This is a genomic window from Listeria grandensis FSL F6-0971 (assembly GCF_000525835.1).
Taxonomy (GTDB): Bacteria; Bacillota; Bacilli; order Lactobacillales; family Listeriaceae; genus Listeria_A; species Listeria_A grandensis.
Window position 1 is genome coordinate 82,821 of the sequence record NZ_AODD01000013.1, and the last position, 18,876, is coordinate 101,696.

Sequence of the window (18,876 nt, forward strand, 5' to 3'; positions counted from 1 at the left end):
CTATATCATCTCAAAGAACAAAAGCAATCGTTAACCCTTTTCATAACTCGAAAAAACGCAAAAAAACACCTCTCCTACACGCTAGGAAGAGGCATTTTTAGCTTCATATCATTATTTTGCTCTTGGCTGTAATTGTACCGTCTTAGTATCTAGAATTTTGCCGTTTGCATCTAGGGCCTCGATAATAACATGGCTGTCTGGAGATTGAATTTTATCGAATGCGTAGAATTTGAAATCGCCATCGATTAATGTGCCGCCTTTATATGGCTGTCCATCCACTGTGACTCTGACTGATTTCACATCGCCTTGATACGTCCCTGTAATATATTTTGCATCGTGGACAACCATCATGTTGGGCTGAATTGCGCCTGTCGTTGTCACCGTATCAATGAACTGTAACGTTTGTGTATCTAGCAATTCTCCAGCCGCATCATAGGCATGAATCACGACTGTATCGGTGTTTGCTTTGATTTTGTCTTTAGAGTAGAACTTGAATGTACCGTTCGCAACAGTACCACCTTTGTAGAGAACATCGTTGACTGTGACTGTTATTTTGCTGACATCTCCTGCATAGGTGCCTGTGATATTGTTATCATTCGTGACGTGAAGCATAGCTGGGGTTAGTTTGCCTTCCGTTGCCACATTCGCGAATTTTACTTGCTCTCTATGAAGTTCATTTCCATCCCTATCATAAGCGACAACAAAAACGCTATCTGCTTTCTTAATGCCTTTATCCACTGCATAAAAAGTAAAGGTTCCATCTGATTTTACGGTTGCACCTTTGTGCTCTACTTCATTAACAACTAACGAAATTTTAGCCACGTCACCAGCATGGGCACCTGTAATATATTTATCACTTCCTATCAAAAAGTCTGTCGGTGTTAGATGACCCGTTGTCATGGGCTTTTCATCCAGTAGTTCTTGGGCACGATCTAGATCCTTTTGAAGTTCCGCTTTCACGATTTCGTCAGTTACAGCATCCACTTGTTTTTGGGCATTATCAATACTTTCTTGCGTTGTTTCTGCTTTGAGTGCATCTGTTGCTGGTTTGTCATCTTGAAAAAGTTCTTGCACTGCTTTCTCGGCTGCTGCTTGGCGATCTTGTTCCGCTTGAACAAGTGCTTTTTCCTCATCTAATAATGCTTGAGCACGGTCTAAGTCTTTTTGCACTGCTGCTTTTGCAATTTCATCCGTAATCGTATCAATTATTTTTTGAGCGTTATCAATATTGTCTTGTGTTGTTTCCTCTTTTAATTTGTCTGTGCTGACTTGATCGTCTACAAATAATTCCTTAACCGCTAATTCTGCGGCTTGTTGTTGCTCTGCTTGAACCTTCGCATTCAGCAATGCTTGAGCACGATCAATGTTGTCTTGCGCGAGGGGCTGTAAGGGGTCCGCTAATATTTCAGACATATTGTCTACGAGCGCTTGTGCCGCATCAATCGCCGCTTGGTCGGTCGTTTCTTTTAACACGTTTGTCGTCGGTTGTTCTTTATCAAAAAGGCCTAGCGTTGCTTGAAATGCCGCTACATCATCGAGAATCATTTGCGCTCTGTCAAGTTTTATCTGAATTTCTGCTTTCTCGATTTGGTCCTCTTCGTCTGTAATAAGATCAATCAATGCTTGTGCCGCATCGATGCCTGCTTGATTCGCTACAATCCCAGCGGACGCTGGATTATTATTGATAAATAAAGCGTTGACTGCCTCATCTGCCGCCCCAACACTGTTGATCATTTTGATATGCTTTACGTTCACAATCGCAAGCTTTGATTGGATATCGCCAGTATCAGAAATCGCACCAGCTTGCACCGTTCCCGCCTGACCAGATGCTTGTACAATGCTAAACGTTGTGTCATTCCACGCTTGATCCGCCGTTGTTGTATTGTTAGTGTTATTAAAAATAGATACTTTTCCGACATTGGAAGCATTAATCGTTGTTTTCCCGGCTGCGGAAAAAATTCTACCTGCTCCGGTACCGTTTGTATTCAGATCAACTAGGCGTGGATTATCGAAGTCTATCGTAGCATTTGCAACTGTTGTCCTGATCACATGGCTCGTACTCCCAGTAGTTTGATTGACAACAAAGCTAGCTTTTGGATTGACTTTCAGCGCGTTCGCCACTTGGATTGTAGCCGTAGAACTGTTACTTGCACGCGTGATATTCGTTTTTGAACTGTTATCTAGCGTGATCGAATTGGCGGCATATAGGAAAACCTCACGCAATGTTTTTAAGTTAAATGTAGCATTTTTACCAACTGTAAAATCAAGTACATTGGCTGGAGCGTATATGAACTGACCACCGTTTGCTTGAAAATCCACGTTAGCGCCATCCATAATTTTAAAGTATGGCTTGCCACCGCTACCATTATACATCGTGAGCGCATAGGCAGCCGTTGTGTTATGCGTCGCTGTAAACGTACCCGAAATCGTGATGCCCGTGACTTCTCCAATCTCTTGCACCGTTCCTAAACCATTCACACCTTGACCACTCACAATTTTATTTATCCCGGTAAAATTAGCATAGCCATTCAAATTGTAGATAAACTGCGGTCCTTCATAGTCGATATTTTCGAAATTTTGCGTTACACCTGATCTACCGTTAAAAATCGTAAACGGACTGTAATAATGGGTTCCTTTTATAACCATATTTTTGATGTTCATCGTCATGATCGTAGACGAATCACCTGCATAAATAGTTACTAAATTCCCATTAATATTCGTCGTGCTTTCCGTTAATGTATGACCATTTCCATCAATCGTGAGCTCTTGCTTCTTGTTGTTTATCATAATGCCACCGGTCATGACGATATCTGCGCCTAAAACAATATCTGTAATCCCGTTATCTGCTTCAATCGCTTGCTTTAATGCCGCAAAATTGGTGACTTCTGTCGCATTAGGGCTCGGCGTGGATGTTACTTCATCAGCTTCTGCCGCAAAACTAGCCATCGGATATACCGTTATCATTTGAGATAGAACTGTCATTGTTGCTAGTGTAGTAAAGAACGCTTTCTTTACCTTATTAGTCGGCTGGACGTTGATTGGTGTGATCTTCTTCATTTTTACCACTTCTCCTTTATAAAGATAGTTTGTGCCTATCTCTACTTTATCAGCCAGCCTTGTCAAAATAGCAATATTTCAGCTAATAAATATTTTTTTGCGATTATGTAAAATCTCAAGCCACCATCCTCGCAACCTTGTGAGCCTTGAAACGGTAGCTTGAAAAATTATGTCAAGTCCATGCGACGCATCGCACGGATGGTCTGATTTCTGTTCGATGATTTTACTAGAGCTGAAATAACCGCCACACCTTGTGCTCCGGCTTTTCGAATAGCGGGTACGCGCTCTGTTGTAATTCCTCCAATGGCTACGATTGGCAAATCAATGCTGGCCACTCGAATAGCAGACAGTAAGTCTAAGCCTGTCGTTTCTTTCGCATCTACTTTAGAACTCGTCTCGAAAATAGGCCCCACGCCAATGTAAGCGAGTTGTTCGTAGACCATTGCCTCCACAGCCTGTTGAAAAGTGTTGATGGAAAGCCCTATTTGCATTTTCCCGGCGCATTTCGCAATCACATCACTAATGGCCATATCCTCTTGCCCCACGTGAATACCGTCTGCTTGGATTTCAAGCGCCAAGTCCACGTCATCATTGATAAAAAAGGGGACGTGGTATTCTCGGCACATTTGATGGCAAGACCTTGCAAGTTTTTCTATTTCAACTGGGTTTGATAGCTTTTTTTCACGAAACTGATAGCAGGTAATGCCTGATTGGAGGGCATCTTCTAGTATCGGAAGTAGCTCTCCGTGCGGAACATCTTGCGTGCCCGCTATAAAATAAACTTCTAGCATGCTCATTGTTGAAACTCCTTCCTGTGCGCCCAGTGGTTAGTTGGTCCGTGGCCGTGGCCGATGCCAAGCGGATGAGAAATAGCGCTTGTTATGAAGGTTTTAGCTGTACGAATGGCGTATTCTGTGGATGCTCCTTTCGCAAGTTCAGCCGTGATACAGGCCGAAAAAGTGCAACCCGTGCCGTGTGTTTGCTTCGTATCGATGCGCTTCGTAGTCAGCCAGAACGAGGTCTCCCCATCTAAAACATAGTCTCGTGATTCCTGCTTATCCTCGCTATGATCCCCTTTCATAATGACGGTTTTAACGCCTAGTTTCTGGATTTTCTTCGCGGCCTTTTCCATGTGAGTGGCGGATTCGATCGGCATTTCTGCTAGGACCTCTGCTTCTGGGATGTTTGGTGTAACGATTGACGCCAGTGGCAGTAAGGCTTGACGGATTGTCGTGATGGCACCTTCACTTACAAGTGGCGCCCCTCCTTTAGCAATCATGACGGGATCGACGATAAGCGGTCCCCAGTCAAAATACTTTAATTTGGAAACAACTGTGGCGATATGCGCTTCATCGACGAGCATGCCGGTTTTAACTGCTTTAATGGCGAAATCAGTATTTAGTGCGTCCAACTGTGCTGCTAAAATATCGATGGGGACAGGATGGATTGCTTCGACGGCTTGCGTATTTTGCGCGGTAATCGCTGTGATGGCAGACATACCGAACACGCGGCGTTCTTGAAAAGTTTTAATATCAGCTTGGATGCCAGCTCCACCGCCACTATCCGAACCCGCGATTGTCACTGCTTGCGGAAACATTCACCGTACCTCCTTTATGTTCGCCAATTTTGCTTGATCGTGTGTTTGCCATGATGCTAATTCATCGATGAATGCAACGCGGAAAGAGGCTGGTAAAGGTTCATCCAGTTTCCTAGCGGCGTATTCTGAGGCAAGCGCATAGCTCGCTGATGCTGTGACAGTCGCTTCAAAATAGTCCTCTGTGATGCCAACAAAAGCGCCAATCACGCAGCTAAGCAGGCATCCCGAACCTGTAATCTGTGGCAAAAGCGGATCGCCGTTTTGGATGGTGACAACGCGCTCACCATCTGAAATCGTATCCACTGCACCACTGATCGCAACTACCGCTCGGTGTTTTCGCGCCACTTTTAGCGCAATATCAGCAGCACGTTCGGCGTCACCAAAACCTGCGTCCACACCTCGCGATTGCCACTGGACATCCGCGATACTCGCCAGCTCGCCAATGTTCCCGCGGATAACGGCAAACTGAATCTCCGCCAGTAAACGTCGCACAGTTTCCCGTCTAAACGTTGTCGCACCAACACCGACAGGATCTAGTATCACCGGTTTTCCAGCAGCGTTCGCCGCCTTGCCAACAAGCAACATCGCCGCTACCAAATCGGCATTTAGCGTCCCAATATTAATCACAACCGCGTCAGCCATCTCACCTAGTTCCGTCATTTCCTCCACAGCCGCCGCCATAATCGGAGATGCCCCAATCGCAAGCAAGCCATTCGCCGAATCGTTCGCGACTACAATATTCGTAATCGTGTGCACCAGCGGATTTCGCGTCCGCACATCCTCAATAAGTTGCCAATTCGTCATCCAAATCACTCCTTTCGCCCCACGTTTCCTGACGCAGCCCCATCTCCCAAAATGCTAACTCCGCGTAACTACTAATCCGAAAATCATCCTGCATCGCCGCCAACTCGCTGTCCGGCAGATTTTTTGCAATCCGATCCAGCAAATCCACTTGGCGTTGCAACCCTTTCGCATACTCTGCATCCTGATAAATAGCCAACCACGCCTGATATAGCGGATCCGGACTCACCTGCCCCGCGTACTGCTCCCCAATTTCCCGGTACAACCAATAACACGGCAAAATTCCCGCCAAAATCCGGCCTAGCGACTGCGATCCCGCGACCCGATACATATGAGATGTATAATGATAAGCCGCCGGACTCGGCACAATCCCTTCCAAATCCGCCATCTCAATCCCCACCACTGGATAAAATGTTTCCCGCATCCGAAGTTCCGAATTCTCCAAAGAAGCCAGCGACCGACTAAGCTCTATCATCGCCCCATAATCATCCGCATACGCAATACCTAGCGCGATTACCTTCACATAATGCGTCAAATAATAATGATCCTGCAACAAATAATACCGAAATGCCCCCCGCTCCAAACTCCCATCCGCCAATCGCTTCACAAACAAATGGTCCTTACTCTTTTGCCAAATTTCCCGATTCTCCACATGTAATTTTTCCGCAAAACCTACCATTTCCAATTCCTCCTTTTTCCATACAAAAAAAACGCCCTTCCTCGCGCCAGCCATAGCGTAAGAAAAGGCGTCATGATATGTAACATCAAGTTTCCCAATACTTCCCTACGCGAGTGCTAACTCAACAGGTTCAAAGGGTCCATGAATTATATTCATATCTCGGTCTTAAGTAAGACTCCCCCAGTATAAAATTCGGAACACAACACGCATTCCAAATCCAATTATTCGTTTTTCCAACCCAAGTGTACCACAAATAAATCGCATTCTCCAAAAAATACGCGTTATTCACTGAAAAAATGGGTATGGTGTTACTAAGGGGAAACCGACATAGACCAGAGAGGAAGGGAAGTCAATGACAATCTATCATCGGATTTTAGTAGGTGTGGACGGCTCCAATGAAGCAGAAGAAGCTCTAAAACGAGGTATCCAGATCGCCAAAAAAGATGGAGCAACACTCGGTATCGGCTTTGTCGCGGATGTTCGCCGAATCGCGCCATTGATCGACTATGAGCAAACATACGCCAAAAAAGCCAAAGAATACGGCAAAGGTCTCGTCGAAATTTATAAGAATGAAGCAGAACAACTCGGCATCGAAAACGTAGAAACGTTCGTCAAATTCGGAACACCAAAAACAACTTTTGTGAAGAAAATGATCGGGAAATTCGATCCCGATTTAGTGCTCGTCGGTTCCACTGGGCTAACTCCAACCGAGCAATTTATCTTGGGGAGTGTCTCAGAGTATGTGGCCTCTCACGCGCCCTGCGACGTTATCGTTGTTCGCGGAAAGAACTGGCGTGATCGCAAATCAACCGAATAAAGCAGCAAAACCAAGTGGGCAATAGGCATACCGCTTGGTTTTATTTATGCTATACTACAACTATGAATACCTCTACATAGAAAGAAGGAACACACACATGCAAAAAGGAAAAACTCCGGCTTCGCTTTACTTATTATTAGTTCTCGTTATGGCGAGTTGGGGATTGAACGTAACGGCAACAAAAGTTTTAGTCGCGCATTTCCCACCGATCACCATGACGTCTTTTCGAATTTTCACGGCCGCCGTTGCCGTTTTTATCTTCTTAATCGCGATTGGCAAATTTAGATTCCCGACAAAGCGGGAACTTGGGTTTATTGCAGCGGGAAGCCTATTTAATATCGTACTTCACCATTATTTTTTAGCGTCTGGCCTCACGATGACAACTGGCACAAACGGCGGACTCATTTTAGGGATTGGACCTATTTTGACGGCGGTTTTGGCGGCGATTTTCTTGCGGGAGATCATCTCTGGCGTGCAACTGATTGGCTTGATTTCAGGACTTCTTGGCGTGTCGCTCATTGTACTCACTGGCGGACAGGGACTTTCCGGCGCCTCACTCGGAGACATCTATGTATTTATCGCAATTTTGTCGCAATGCTTTAGCTTCATTATTATTAAACGTGTGGCTAGAACGCTTGATACACGCCTCATGACGGCTTACATGCTACTCATCGGTTCCGTTTTTCTTTTTGGTACGAGCCTCGTCGAAGAACCGAATGGCCTCGCGCAGATGGGTGGACATTCTGGGATGATGTGGCTACTCTTCCTCGCTTCCGCCATCTTTGCAACCGCATTTGGAAACCTAATTTATAATTATGCAGTCGGACAGATTGGCCCATCCAAAACAGCGATTTTTATGAACCTGAATCCATTTTTCTCATTGATTGGCGCTTCTCTTTTCCTCAATGAACAGATCAGCTGGATGCAAGTGCTCGGTTTTCTGCTCATTATCGTTGGTGTCATTCTTGGTTCCGGTGCCCTGCCAGAATTAATTCGCGCCAGGAAAAGAATACGCACACCGCGAAAAGTCATGGACGAGTAGACCGCTCATCCATGACTTCTTTCTTTTATTTTTCTCCATCTTTAAGATACGAATTTTGTTCGACGATAAATCTTGGGCGTTGCTTCACTTCCGAATAAATCCGCCCAATATATTCACCGACAACGCCTAGACTCATCATTTGCACCCCGCCGATCACCCAAATAGAGAGCATCAGCGACGACCAGCCAGCTTCAGCAGTGCCATTCAAATGCTGAATAAACGTATAAATACCAATCACAATCGCCACGACAAACATCAGCGCACCTAGTCCTGTCACAAGCCGAATTGGAGCCACACTAAACGACGTCAAGCCATCCGCGGCAAAAGCCAGCATCTTCTTCAAAGGATATTTCGACTCACCAGCAAAACGCTCTTTTCGATGGTAGTAGACTTTTTCCGATTTAAAACCGATCAGCGGCACGATCCCCCGTAAGAAAATATTATTCTCTGGAAACAGATTCATCTCTTGTAACGCCAAGCTTCCCAGCAAACGATAATCCGCATGATCTGGAATCAAATGAATGCCGAATTTCCCCATCATACTATAGAATAGATGCGCCGATCCACGCTTAAATCGCGTATCCGTCTTACGCTCATCGCGAATTCCATAAACGACCTCATAACCCGCGCGATATTTCTCAATAAAATCTGGAATCACGCCCACATCATCTTGTAAATCCGAGTCAATCGAAATAATACAATCTGCGCGCCCTTCCGCTGCCTGCATTCCCGCAAGTAATGCATTTTGGTGTCCGAAGTTACGGCTCAATTTGACACCACTGACAAAATCATGCCTACTCATCGCATCCGCAATAATTTCCCAAGTGCGATCACGACTTCCATCATCTACAAACAACAAATCACTCGCCTCGGCGATTACCAGTTTATCCTTCATATCCCGCAAAATCGTTCCCAATTGCTTCATCGTCTCATGCAAGACCTCTTCTTCATTATAACAAGGAACGATAATCGTTAACAATGGCCTATCTCTCATCCAAGTCACCCCTACTCTACTTTATATAAATATATCTTCCACGCAGACTGATTATTATTAAAAACTTTTTCCAAATGCAACTTATTCTCGCTCGCATTATCAATCGGAACCGCTGAGAAAATATATTCGCCGCCCATCTCTTTAAACGCAGCTGTATTTAATTCCAGATTTTTCACGTGTTGCTTTGAATGCTTATCGAACAAATAATGCTTCCCAAGTTCAGCAACAAAAATATACACACGGTTACCCCAACCATCATAATAATCCTCGAGTAACGGGCTCTTATCCAGTTCCTTCGCAATAATCTCGCGGAACTGCTTCTTGTAACTAAGCGGATACGAGTTCACATAACCGTCCAACGTATAAAAACCATTTTCCTGTGAAATCGATGGATGGATTCCAATACTTGCCACCCGATAATCTTCTTGCGGCTTCCCAATATACGCTTTTATCTCTTGAAATTGATTTTTTGCGTAAAATTGATTGATCGAAGGCGTTCCGGCAGATCGATATAGAATCTCCGAATTATTCATAAAAGTCACGCCGAGTTGTAACACAAGGCCAAGAATCGCGAGCTTTTTCCACCAGCCACCCTTACTTGCAAAATAAACGAGCGCGAGGGCAAACAATCCATAAAAAATAAATGGCTGCAAAAAATGAAACCGCGAAAAATTAAACGACCGCATAATTGAAATTTGTTCTTTGATTGGATTCCAAGCACCCCACCACCAAAAAGCGTACCAAATCGACAGTGAAAAATTCAGCGCTAATAGCCATAAAAAGATCTTTTGTCCGCACCATTCTTTCTTCACAATGATCACGACTAGCGCTAGTAAAATCATTGGTAGAATCACATAAGTCGCAAGGGGCTGATCATGCGTATGCCCAATTGTAAAGTTTTTAAAAGTTAAGCGAATCGAGCCTAAAAAACTATTATTCGGTAGCGCAAACGCACTTCGCGAGTCCGGTTCGTTGTCCTGCAAGAACATCTGTGAAATAAAGCGATAGTTAACGACGCAATACAGCACCGACATGTAAGCCATACTGCCAAAAAAGCGCCAATTCCAGCCACGTTTTTTCACAATATCGTATACCCAAATGCAGGCAACGAGGAATAACAAGAAGCAAAAGCCAAGAATCAGGCTTGAATAAAACGGCAACAGCGTTAAAATCAACCAATTCCAGATGCTCTTTTTCCCTTTACGAATATTTAGAAAGGCCCATAATGCGAGCGGCATTCCAAGCGTACTGAGCATTCCTGATGGCCAAAACGGCGTCAGCGCAAACGCTACAGCTACAAATAATGTTATGTATTTTTTTGATGGATCTTTGATAACATAATCACGCAACCATAATCGCATCCCAATAAACGCAAAAATTCGCGTAATCAGTTGGCTAAATGCAAAGGCAAGTGGCGTCGGAAAAATCGCGTACAACCACACGATACCAACAAACTGCGAATCAAAGGCATCCCGTGGCGCTACACCATCTAACATTTGCGGAATATTGCTCCCCGTCTTCGCTAAATAGTTCCCGCTATTAAGTAATACGCGATACCACGTCATATTGGAATCCAAATTATCATGAATCCGAATATGACTATTTCCTCCTAAAATAAATAATGGCGCCGTAAAAATAAGTATCAGCGCTATGGCAATCAACTCTTGCTTTCTCTCTACTATCCAATTTTTCAATTCTTTCACCTCTAAAAGCTATTTGTATACGTCCTCCATTATAGCAATAGAAGCCCAACATCGCAAAAAAACACGTTATAACATCGGCATCCTATTCTCATACCAACTTATCATAACGCGCCCCTAAGCAAATACCTTATCGTCATTTAAAAATGGCTCCATTTCACTTCGATGCTTCTCCTCGTACAGTAAATACACTCTCTCTTTTGTCGCCAAACACTCTCGAATAATGCAAATAACCGGAAAACTCGGGGTTAGCGTATCATATTTGCCATTCCGTAAATTCAGTAGCGACGTTGGTACATACTTATCTGTTGATGCATACTTTAATGTGATCGCTAAAATGCTCTTGTTAGAGCGAATTGCCTTATCATACGTGAGGCGTAAATAATGACCTTGCGAGCAAACCTTAACATGCTTATTTACGAGCTCATGAAGAAGTGGCAACACTTGAAGTTTCTGCGTCGTTGTTCCGTCGCTTTTCGCCTCAATATCATCGATACGCAATGTTTTATTCTGAATATCATGATAGAAAGATCCGGCACCACCACGATATTTCACTCCACACAAATGCATAAAATTCGTCTTTACCATATAGATGGAAAACTGCTTAATCTCGTGTTTTTCCTTATAGAAATAAATAACCCGCTTGTTGACAAAATGCTCTTTAAAAAATGCATGTCCTGCTGTTAGTTGTTGTAACATAGGTCTTTTCTCCTTATACGTATATATAGAAAAGAAGGATAACTATCGCTACCCTTCTTTCCATGACAGGTTTTTCCGTTGCTCGCCAACAGCCAGCACTTACGTCTGACATTTATATCGAGTTTTTCCGTTGCTCGCCAACAGTCAGTACTTATGCCTGACATTCATATCGAGTTGACCATGTGCCTGCCCACATTCAGATAACCTAAGCATCTGTTCTTCTCTTAGATTGTATCACGCTACGCAACTATCTGCAAGCACATTTATACCCCTTACTGCTAGCATTTCCACCCCTTATTCCGTTATTTTCACCTGCATTTCGGAATCATATGTTTCGACACCATTGACCCGATAGCGCAATACAACTTTAGAATGCGAGGTTATATTATTCCCTTTCACATTGATTAAAAAGCTACCATCACTATTCATTGTTGTGTTTTTAATTCCGATGCCATCGATAAATAGTCCTACAATCTGATAATGTCCGGTATTATTGTCTACCCTCCCTTTTATATTCGCATCTCCCACTGTATATATTGCAGAACCGGTGTAAAAGCTCCCAATAAACGGTATCGTTGGACTCGGAAGCGGCTCCGTTGCCACTTTTAAAGTAGATGGCATGACAGGATTTAGACCTCGCGTCACATCCGTTTTTTTACTTCCACTATTCCCCCACAAAATGAGTTGATTCACCGCGTTAAAAGTACCCGTATCCGCAACTGTCACCCAACCATTGATCTGTTTATCCCATATCGCTTGATTGTCCGTCACCGTCAGCAGCTCCACCGGGTTGCGAACTTCTATCATTACCTTATAATAATTGTCCACCAGACCATCGATGTTAAATCGGTTATTTTCAATACTTATCCCACGCGACTTATTGACTGCTCCACTCAAAATTCGTATCGGGTAACGCATCCTGCCACTCGCATTAAAATCATTGTTTTTAATAATGATATTTTTGGGTGTCGTCTTCACACCTTGGCGATCACGTTCATATAGAGCCATAAACGCAAAATTATCATAACTATCTAGTTGCACAAAATTGTTCGTGACTCGCTGCATTTTCAGCACCAGAAAGGCGAATCGCTGTATACCCCGTCATGTTTTTCTGCAAGTCGGCATCGATACTACCCGCGATAATCTTTCCATCCTTATCCTGCTCCACCTGATGTTGCAATGGTAGCTCCAGCGCCATCTGGTCTTTCTTTTTCCGCTCAATATTGTTGATTTCGATATTGCTCGGATTATAGCGATCGCTTCCCTCTCCGCTAATCAGCGTGTTGCTGTCAATCACAATGTTATTATTTCCAGCACCATAACTATCGATACCGCCGTCTACCATCGATTTACGATCCTCAGGAGAATACTCCATATTCGCCGGCGCATAAAAATGTTGCTTGCCATATCGCTGCATCCAATCTCTAATCTGATTTCTCATGATACTAATCTGTTTCGTACCACTTCCACCGTTTCCGCGATACATCACAATACCCGTTCGCCCCATATTTTCAATCACATTAGCCTCAATTTGCATCGTTTGGCAATACTCCATCGCAATCCCACTTTGAAGATTCGAGTTACGGATTTGCGAACGCTTCACCGATCCCGACTTCACACCACCCAAATAAATAATCGAGTTCGCCTGTTCGTTACCATCCGCGATAATGTTATCAATCTGAATATTATCCAGCCGCTCATAAGGCTCCGCCAGCGATGTGCTATCATCTTTATAATCCCCCGCCAAATTAATCAACGAAAACGCGTACTGATGGCCACTCATAATGACTGGATCGATGTCATAACGAATGCTCATATTCCGAATCGTCACATTCCTTATGTATTTCGGATTCGCCACATTCGCAGCCTCCGTCGTAATCCCTTGTTTTGGCGCTATAAAAACCAACTGACTCTGCGTCGGATCCGCCGTTTCCCCCTCTATCGTCACATTTGACGGCACCTTGAGCGTATTATCCATATAATACTTCCCAGCAGAAAATTGAATCGTCACATTCTCCCCACTCTCGTTAACCGCTTCCAAAATACGCCCCCAACCAGTAGCGTTCGCCGTCGCCGCTGACCTATCTTCTTTTTTCAAAAATAAATCTGCCTGAATAACCTCTGCCGCGTCACCTTTTAACACCACCCCACGCTAATCCAACAAAAAACACCAACACAAAAATAATATTCTTCCTTCTCATCAAAATATGTTCCCCCAGTATACCTATATTCTCAAAAAGAGCTTAATTTTAAATAAAAACTCAATTTGAATACAAAAAGTATATCTCGGTCATATCCAGAAAACAATCCAATTTCGCCATCAAATCAGCAATATCATCGAAAATCAGCTGTTTTTTCAAAAACTAACAAAAACTCACTTTCAAACAATCTCCACTCAAATTCTAAATAGTCCTCATCACTATTATTCCGGTATACTTAAATCATTTCCTTCATAAATCCACTATTTACCTCTAAATTCCCCAATTACTAAGATACGACGTTTCCATGACAAAAAGCCCCCAGAAGCCATACTAAGGACTTTTTTACTCTAATTCGCTATTTTTTTACTCCGAAAAAACGATAGCAGCTCAGAATTTCGTTTTTCCTGCCATCCTTTCTTCTAACGGATACATTTCAATCATCATCTTTTGAAATACTGTTCGTATTCTGAGATCCATCGATATAGCTTATCTGTATGAATATTTAATTCATTACAAACTTCTTTCACAGAAAAATTTTCTTTCAAAACAAGTGTTACTTTAACATCGTATTCTACCATACACATCGCTTCAGTAGTACTTACAATTTTGTAATCGTTATTGAAACAGTTTTGTTGAAAGATATGCATTGTTGGTGTGATTGGACTCACGATTGCTAAGAGGGAGATGCAGTAAACCCCTTACAAAATTGTAAGACCCTTAAAAACCATGAGTATGCTACGGTTAACACTCAGGAGATTAAGATGCATATATTATTTAAGTTAAATATGTATGGAAATCTTGCTTGAATCGCGGAAATTTGTAAGAAATAGGAGGTCTTGTATGTTTGAATTATCTTTAAAGCTTTTAAGCGGTATCGCCTGGTCCATTGTTTATATCATGGTTATCAGAATTGGTGTAAAAGAAAAAACATACGGAATGCCCTTAGTGGCTTTAGGTTTAAATGTAGCATGGGAATCCATTTATACTTATGCAGATGTTGTATTGCAGATTCATGGGAGTATAGGTATCCAAACCATTATAAATATCATTTGGGTCGCTTTGGACTGTATCATTTTAGGTACTTTTTTCAAATATGGTTTAAAAGATTCTTATTTCCCAAAAAACAAATCAAAATTCGTATGGGGAAGCATTCTCATCCTAGGAACATGCTTTGCTATACAATTAGCTTTTGTTGCCGAATTTGGTTGGATGGGCTCATCTGATTTCCTCAGTGCTGCTAGGTATTCTGCATTTGTACAAAATCTAGCGATGTCTCTATTATTTATTAATTTTTTCTTCATGAGACAAGGAGCGCGGGGACAGAGTATTACCATTGCTGTTGCTAAATGGATTGGCACATTAGCCCCCACGATACTAATGGGATGGATTCAATCTTTTAATCCTTTTATTCTTATTTTTGGACTTCTGTGCTCTGTCTTTGATATTATCTATATCTTATTATTGATAAATCATAAAAAAAAGAGACCACTCTCGTTTTATGGGAAGTAAAACGTACACATTCAAGAAAATCGGACATTGCACCATATTATGGTAAATCATCAAAAGAGGCAGCTGAAACGGTTGATTTTAATCAACGCATGTTTCAGCTTCCTTTTTATTTAATCTGCCACATAATAATTCCAGAACTAAATGCCTTTCCAATGGAAAAGCACAACTATTTTGTTCAATAACCCACCAATTAATCTATGTCCATTCTAGTTCACTCTAAAGCAAGTCAGAACGTTGCAAAATTGCCTAAAACACGGTATTCTGGAATTAATCGACAAGGAGGAGAACCAATGAAAATTATCCGTACAAAAACATATGATGAAATGTCCGAAAAAGCGTATGATGTCGTGAAGGCAGTCATCGATTCCAAAGAAAACCCCGTTATCAATACAACGACCGGCGCAAGTTATGACGGTATGTTCGAAAAACTCGTAGAAGGCATCAATAATGATGAAATTGACATCGAAAAAGTATTTATGATGAACCTCGATGAATTTATCGCTCCACGCGAACAATCCCTTACAGTCTTCAACTACATGCACCAAAAATTCTACGACCAAATCAAGAAACAGCCACGTGAAATCGGTTTACTCGATGGAAGTTTGCCGAGTTTTGACGAAGAAATTGCGCGCTACAATAAGATTTTGGCAGCAAACAAACGTGATTTACAAATTCTTGGCCTTGGTGTGAACGCTCACTTAGGTGCGAACGAGCCTGGGACGCCATTTGACTCTCGCTTATTCCTAGCAGATAGCGATGATTCGACGATTAATAGCACGATGCTTTATTACAAAGTAACACGCGAAGAAGCGCCAGAACAAATGTTGACGCTTGGTCTTGCAGATATGATGGAGGCCGAGCAAATCCTTGTAACCGCCTCTGGTACAAGAAAAGCAGAAGCCGTGAAAGCAACACTTGAAGGGCCAATTACAGAAGACTGCCCGGCATCGATTTTACAAAAACACCCGAACGTCGTGTTTATTATTGATGAAGCAGCAGGCTCATTACTGACAAAGTATTAAAAACTCAGAACCAGGGGTGAAAATATGGAAATCAGGCTATTAACCACAGCCGATGTCGACCAATACGTCCACATCCGGCTTCAAGCATTACAAGAAAGCCCAGCAGCTTTTGCGACGAGTTTTGAAGAGGAAAAATACACCGCTCTGCAAAAATACGAAGTTCGGTTTCAGTCACCATATTCCCTTACTTTCGGCGCTTTTTTAGCAGGCAAGCTAGTTGGTGTCGTGACATTAATTCAAGAAGAGCGCATCAAAACAAGGCACCGAGCGAATATCGTCGCCATGTATGTCACACCTGAAACCCGTGGTAGCGGTGTTGGTAAAGCGCTTATTGGAACCGCAATCGAGCAAGCCCAGCGCTTAGAAGGCGTCGAGCAAGTGTATTTATCCGTTGTGACCTCCAATAGTCCTGCAAGAAATCTATATAGTTCACTTGGATTTAAAGTATTCAGCCTAGAAAAACACGCGCTCAAGATAAATAATGTTTATTTTGACGAAGAACATATGGTTTTATTTTTGAAGTAAGATCTGCTATTAAAGAAAGAGGGACTGATGTAGTTACTATCACAATGGAGATGGTAGTTACATTGGCCCCTCTTTCTTTATTAGTGAAGTGTGCTGACATCCTAGCATTTCCAATTACAAAAATATTGCTGCGCTAACCCAATAAACAATAGCCGCCAAAATTCCTGCACAGGGCAATGTAATCATCCACGTCACCAGCATATTCTTCCCAGTTCGCCAGTTGACTTCTTTCTTATGGTTTGCTGTCCCCACGCCCATCAGCGAGCTGTCAATTACTTGCGTCGAACTAATCGGCAAATGGATCAGTGTCGCGCTCATAATGACCGAAAGCGACCCTAAATCTGCGGCCACACCAGTTACCGGTTCAATTTTCATAATCTTTGTACCTACCGTTTTAATAATTCGATAACCGCCAATCGAGGAACCGAGCGCCATCGCGGCAGCACAGCTTACTTGCACCCAAAACGGGATCGTCGAATCTTTCTGCAAACCACTCGCAATCAAAGCCAGCGTAATAATCCCCATCGTTTTTTGCGCATCATTCGTACCGTGAGCGTAAGCCTGCATCGCAGTTGTCCCAATCTGGGCAATCCGAAAACGGCGATTCGTCTGCACCAACTTCTTATTTCGAAATAGAAATTTAAATAGCGAATAAATCCCGTAACCCACCGAAAAACCGATAACTGGCGAGATAATCAGCGCAATAATAATCGTGGTGAAGCCGCTCCAATTGAGGATACCAAAACTCCCCGCAGACGCCACTGACGCCCCAGCAATCGACCCGATCAACGCATGCGATGAACTACTCGGCATCTTCGCAACCCAAGTCATCAGATTCCAGATTACCGCCGAAATCAACGCACATAAAACAACAAATTCCCCATTCTTCAAAGCAAATGGATCGACAATACTCGATGTCAGAGCCACTGCCACACCTGTAAACGAAATCGCACCGAAGAAGTTCATTACGGCCGCAATCCCAATCGCAACGCGCGGTTTCAGTGCTCGTGTCGAAATACTCGTCGCCACCGCATTCGCAATATCATGAAACCCATTTATAAAATCGAAGGTCAAGCCCACAATCACAATAATAATCGTAATTAAAATCACCGAATCCATCTAATATTCCCCTAATCTGCACGCTTTTATTTTTATATACCCTATTTTGCGCTTGAGAAAGAGTTATTTCAAGTTTTACAACCTAAAAAGCAACGCTAAATCCGCTACCTTCCGAATTTAGCGTTGCTTCATTTTTATTTTGAATTGTCTGCTGATATTACGGGGCTTTTGCGATTTTTGGAAATTTGCTCATAGGCATATCCCATCTCAAAGATTGATTCATCTGCTTTATTCGGCCCAACAAACGTCATACCGACCGGCTGACCATCTTTTTCATAACCAGCTGGGATGGTCAATTCAGGATTTCCTGCGATCGGCACTAAAAATAAACTATCGGCATTTAGATCAACCAGCGCATCTAATTTATTCGAGGTTAACAGCGATTCGATACGCTTATTCGCCTTTTTAATTAAATCATCGGCACGCTGATCGACACTCGCTACTGTGGCCTCATTTTTCTCCGATTCCTCCAAGTTTCCTTGGCCATACTTCATGTTCCTCGCCTCATCTAATTTATTAAACGCAATAATTGCTGCCAAATCCTTCATAGGCGCCTGATTCTTCTCCAAAAATTGATTCAAATCCGTTTTAAAATCGGCTTTTAAGATGTCATCAAATGTGGTGAAATCTTGCTGGTTTTCTTCTAGTTTCATTCCTTTTACAACCGTAGCACCTGCTACCTCTAGGTCTGATATGATTTTTTTAGAAATGGCGCTGTCTGCATCAAATAATATGCCAATCCGCTTCCCTTTCAGCCCTTCTTTAGATAGCTCGGCTTTTATCGGCTGATTGATAAAGGCACTTGTCGTCAAATAGGCGTCTTTTACAGTTCTCGTTATCGGGCCTGGCGTATCGAAATGTCTGGATAACGGAATCACTAACTCGCCACTAACCGTGCCATGACTGGGCTTAAACCCTACTACCGATTGAGCTATCGCTGGTGAGATGATGGAACCATTCGTCTCTGTCCCAATTGTCACAGCGGCAAAATCGCTTGTCACAGCTGTTGCTGAACCTGCACTCGATCCCGATGGTGTTGCATCAAGATACGGATTTTTGTCCTGTCCTGTCTTTCCAGAGTAACCACTTGGCATTCTAGGATCCATATAATTCG

General features: G+C 42.9%; 18 protein-coding genes and 1 riboswitch. Of the genes, 5 read left to right on the plus strand and 13 right to left on the minus strand.

Going from position 1 to position 18,876, the window contains the following annotated elements; all coding sequences use genetic code 11:
* Positions 1-111 precede the first annotated feature (111 nt).
* The 5 genes from PGRAN_RS09005 to tenA form a co-directional block, all read right to left on the minus strand.
* Positions 112-3,057, minus strand: coding sequence for an immunoglobulin-like domain-containing protein (locus tag PGRAN_RS09005; protein ID WP_036066583.1), 2,946 nt, complete (start codon positions 3,055-3,057; stop codon positions 112-114).
* A gap of 167 nt (positions 3,058-3,224) precedes the next feature.
* Positions 3,225-3,854: a thiamine phosphate synthase gene (thiE, locus tag PGRAN_RS09010; RefSeq protein ID WP_036066584.1), complete on the minus strand. Its 630-nt coding sequence runs from the start codon at positions 3,852-3,854 to the stop codon at positions 3,225-3,227.
* Positions 3,851-4,654 (minus strand): bifunctional hydroxymethylpyrimidine kinase/phosphomethylpyrimidine kinase, encoded by an 804-nt coding sequence (gene thiD, locus PGRAN_RS09015; RefSeq protein ID WP_036066585.1) that lies wholly within the window; start codon positions 4,652-4,654, stop codon positions 3,851-3,853. The genes thiE and thiD overlap by 4 nt, the downstream gene beginning before the upstream one ends.
* Positions 4,655-5,458, minus strand: a complete 804-nt coding sequence (thiM, locus tag PGRAN_RS09020) for a hydroxyethylthiazole kinase (RefSeq protein WP_036066587.1) — start codon at positions 5,456-5,458, stop codon at positions 4,655-4,657.
* The gene (tenA, locus tag PGRAN_RS09025; protein WP_036066588.1) at positions 5,436-6,134 is read right to left on the minus strand and encodes a thiaminase II; all 699 of its coding nucleotides are present in this window, start codon (positions 6,132-6,134) and stop codon (positions 5,436-5,438) included. Before tenA ends, thiM begins: the two co-directional genes overlap by 23 nt.
* Positions 6,135-6,219: 85 nt before the next feature.
* Positions 6,220-6,326, minus strand: a riboswitch (TPP riboswitch).
* A gap of 160 nt (positions 6,327-6,486) precedes the next feature.
* Here tenA and PGRAN_RS09030 point away from each other — a divergent pair.
* Both PGRAN_RS09030 and PGRAN_RS09035 read left to right on the plus strand, forming a co-directional pair.
* Positions 6,487-6,951 (plus strand): universal stress protein, encoded by a 465-nt coding sequence (locus PGRAN_RS09030; protein WP_036066589.1) that lies wholly within the window; start codon positions 6,487-6,489, stop codon positions 6,949-6,951.
* A 97-nt stretch (positions 6,952-7,048) separates the two neighbouring features.
* Positions 7,049-7,993 (plus strand): DMT family transporter, encoded by a 945-nt coding sequence (locus PGRAN_RS09035; protein WP_036066590.1) that lies wholly within the window; start codon positions 7,049-7,051, stop codon positions 7,991-7,993.
* Between the two features lie 25 nt (positions 7,994-8,018).
* Here the strand turns inward: PGRAN_RS09035 and PGRAN_RS09040 are convergent, their stop codons facing one another.
* From PGRAN_RS09040 to PGRAN_RS17790, 6 genes are all read right to left on the minus strand, one after another.
* A complete protein-coding gene (locus PGRAN_RS09040; RefSeq protein WP_036066591.1) occupies positions 8,019-8,987 on the minus strand; it encodes a glycosyltransferase family 2 protein in 969 nt (322 codons plus the stop codon).
* An 11-nt stretch (positions 8,988-8,998) separates the two neighbouring features.
* Positions 8,999-10,681, minus strand: coding sequence for a DUF6044 family protein (locus PGRAN_RS09045; protein WP_241433327.1), 1,683 nt, complete (start codon positions 10,679-10,681; stop codon positions 8,999-9,001).
* A gap of 123 nt (positions 10,682-10,804) precedes the next feature.
* Entirely contained in the window at positions 10,805-11,386 is a 582-nt protein-coding gene (locus tag PGRAN_RS09050; protein ID WP_051998545.1) for a PBECR4 domain-containing protein, read from the minus strand.
* A 294-nt stretch (positions 11,387-11,680) separates the two neighbouring features.
* On the minus strand, positions 11,681-12,451 hold the full coding sequence (locus PGRAN_RS09055; RefSeq protein ID WP_036066593.1) for a hypothetical protein: 771 nt from the start codon (positions 12,449-12,451) through the stop codon (positions 11,681-11,683).
* Entirely contained in the window at positions 12,414-13,532 is a 1,119-nt protein-coding gene (locus PGRAN_RS09060) for a hypothetical protein (RefSeq protein ID WP_036066594.1), read from the minus strand. Before PGRAN_RS09060 ends, PGRAN_RS09055 begins: the two co-directional genes overlap by 38 nt.
* Before the next feature lie 495 nt (positions 13,533-14,027).
* Positions 14,028-14,234, minus strand: coding sequence for a transposase (locus tag PGRAN_RS17790; protein WP_376699098.1), 207 nt, complete (start codon positions 14,232-14,234; stop codon positions 14,028-14,030).
* Positions 14,235-14,427: 193 nt separating this feature from the next.
* Here PGRAN_RS17790 and PGRAN_RS09070 point away from each other — a divergent pair, with 193 nt between their 5' ends.
* The 3 genes from PGRAN_RS09070 to PGRAN_RS09080 all read left to right on the plus strand — a co-directional run bounded on the left by PGRAN_RS09070 (position 14,428) and on the right by PGRAN_RS09080 (position 16,643).
* Entirely contained in the window at positions 14,428-15,096 is a 669-nt protein-coding gene (locus PGRAN_RS09070) for a transmembrane-type terpene cyclase (protein ID WP_036066595.1), read from the plus strand.
* 290 nt (positions 15,097-15,386) lie between these two features.
* Complete coding sequence (locus tag PGRAN_RS09075; RefSeq protein ID WP_036066596.1) at positions 15,387-16,118, plus strand: glucosamine-6-phosphate deaminase; 732 nt, start codon at positions 15,387-15,389, stop codon at positions 16,116-16,118.
* Between the two features lie 24 nt (positions 16,119-16,142).
* Positions 16,143-16,643, plus strand: coding sequence for a GNAT family N-acetyltransferase (locus PGRAN_RS09080; RefSeq protein WP_036066598.1), 501 nt, complete (start codon positions 16,143-16,145; stop codon positions 16,641-16,643).
* Positions 16,644-16,757: 114 nt separating this feature from the next.
* On the opposite strand, the gene PGRAN_RS09085 is transcribed toward PGRAN_RS09080, so the two are convergent.
* Complete coding sequence (locus PGRAN_RS09085) at positions 16,758-17,762, minus strand: inorganic phosphate transporter (protein ID WP_036066600.1); 1,005 nt, start codon at positions 17,760-17,762, stop codon at positions 16,758-16,760.
* A 134-nt stretch (positions 17,763-17,896) separates the two neighbouring features.
* The gene (locus PGRAN_RS16035) at positions 17,897-18,868 is read right to left on the minus strand and encodes an amidase family protein (RefSeq protein ID WP_277619715.1); all 972 of its coding nucleotides are present in this window, start codon (positions 18,866-18,868) and stop codon (positions 17,897-17,899) included.
* Positions 18,869-18,876 lie beyond the last annotated feature (8 nt).

Coding starts and splice junctions, on each gene's coding strand:
- PGRAN_RS09005 (WP_036066583.1), bottom strand. CDS start 3,057: ATGAAGAAGATCACACCAATCAACGTCCAGCCGACTAATAAGGTAAAG.
- thiE (WP_036066584.1), bottom strand. CDS start 3,854: ATGAGCATGCTAGAAGTTTATTTTATAGCGGGCACGCAAGATGTTCCG.
- thiD (WP_036066585.1), bottom strand. CDS start 4,654: ATGTTTCCGCAAGCAGTGACAATCGCGGGTTCGGATAGTGGCGGTGGA.
- thiM (WP_036066587.1), bottom strand. CDS start 5,458: ATGACGAATTGGCAACTTATTGAGGATGTGCGGACGCGAAATCCGCTG.
- tenA (WP_036066588.1), bottom strand. CDS start 6,134: ATGGTAGGTTTTGCGGAAAAATTACATGTGGAGAATCGGGAAATTTGG.
- PGRAN_RS09030 (WP_036066589.1), top strand. CDS start 6,487: ATGACAATCTATCATCGGATTTTAGTAGGTGTGGACGGCTCCAATGAA.
- PGRAN_RS09035 (WP_036066590.1), top strand. CDS start 7,049: ATGCAAAAAGGAAAAACTCCGGCTTCGCTTTACTTATTATTAGTTCTC.
- PGRAN_RS09040 (WP_036066591.1), bottom strand. CDS start 8,987: ATGAGAGATAGGCCATTGTTAACGATTATCGTTCCTTGTTATAATGAA.
- PGRAN_RS09050 (WP_051998545.1), bottom strand. CDS start 11,386: ATGTTACAACAACTAACAGCAGGACATGCATTTTTTAAAGAGCATTTT.
- PGRAN_RS09055 (WP_036066593.1), bottom strand. CDS start 12,451: ATGCAGCGAGTCACGAACAATTTTGTGCAACTAGATAGTTATGATAAT.
- PGRAN_RS17790 (WP_376699098.1), bottom strand. CDS start 14,234: ATGCATATCTTTCAACAAAACTGTTTCAATAACGATTACAAAATTGTA.
- PGRAN_RS09070 (WP_036066595.1), top strand. CDS start 14,428: ATGTTTGAATTATCTTTAAAGCTTTTAAGCGGTATCGCCTGGTCCATT.
- PGRAN_RS09075 (WP_036066596.1), top strand. CDS start 15,387: ATGAAAATTATCCGTACAAAAACATATGATGAAATGTCCGAAAAAGCG.
- PGRAN_RS09080 (WP_036066598.1), top strand. CDS start 16,143: ATGGAAATCAGGCTATTAACCACAGCCGATGTCGACCAATACGTCCAC.
- PGRAN_RS09085 (WP_036066600.1), bottom strand. CDS start 17,762: ATGGATTCGGTGATTTTAATTACGATTATTATTGTGATTGTGGGCTTG.
- PGRAN_RS16035 (WP_277619715.1), bottom strand. CDS start 18,868: ATGGATCCTAGAATGCCAAGTGGTTACTCTGGAAAGACAGGACAGGAC.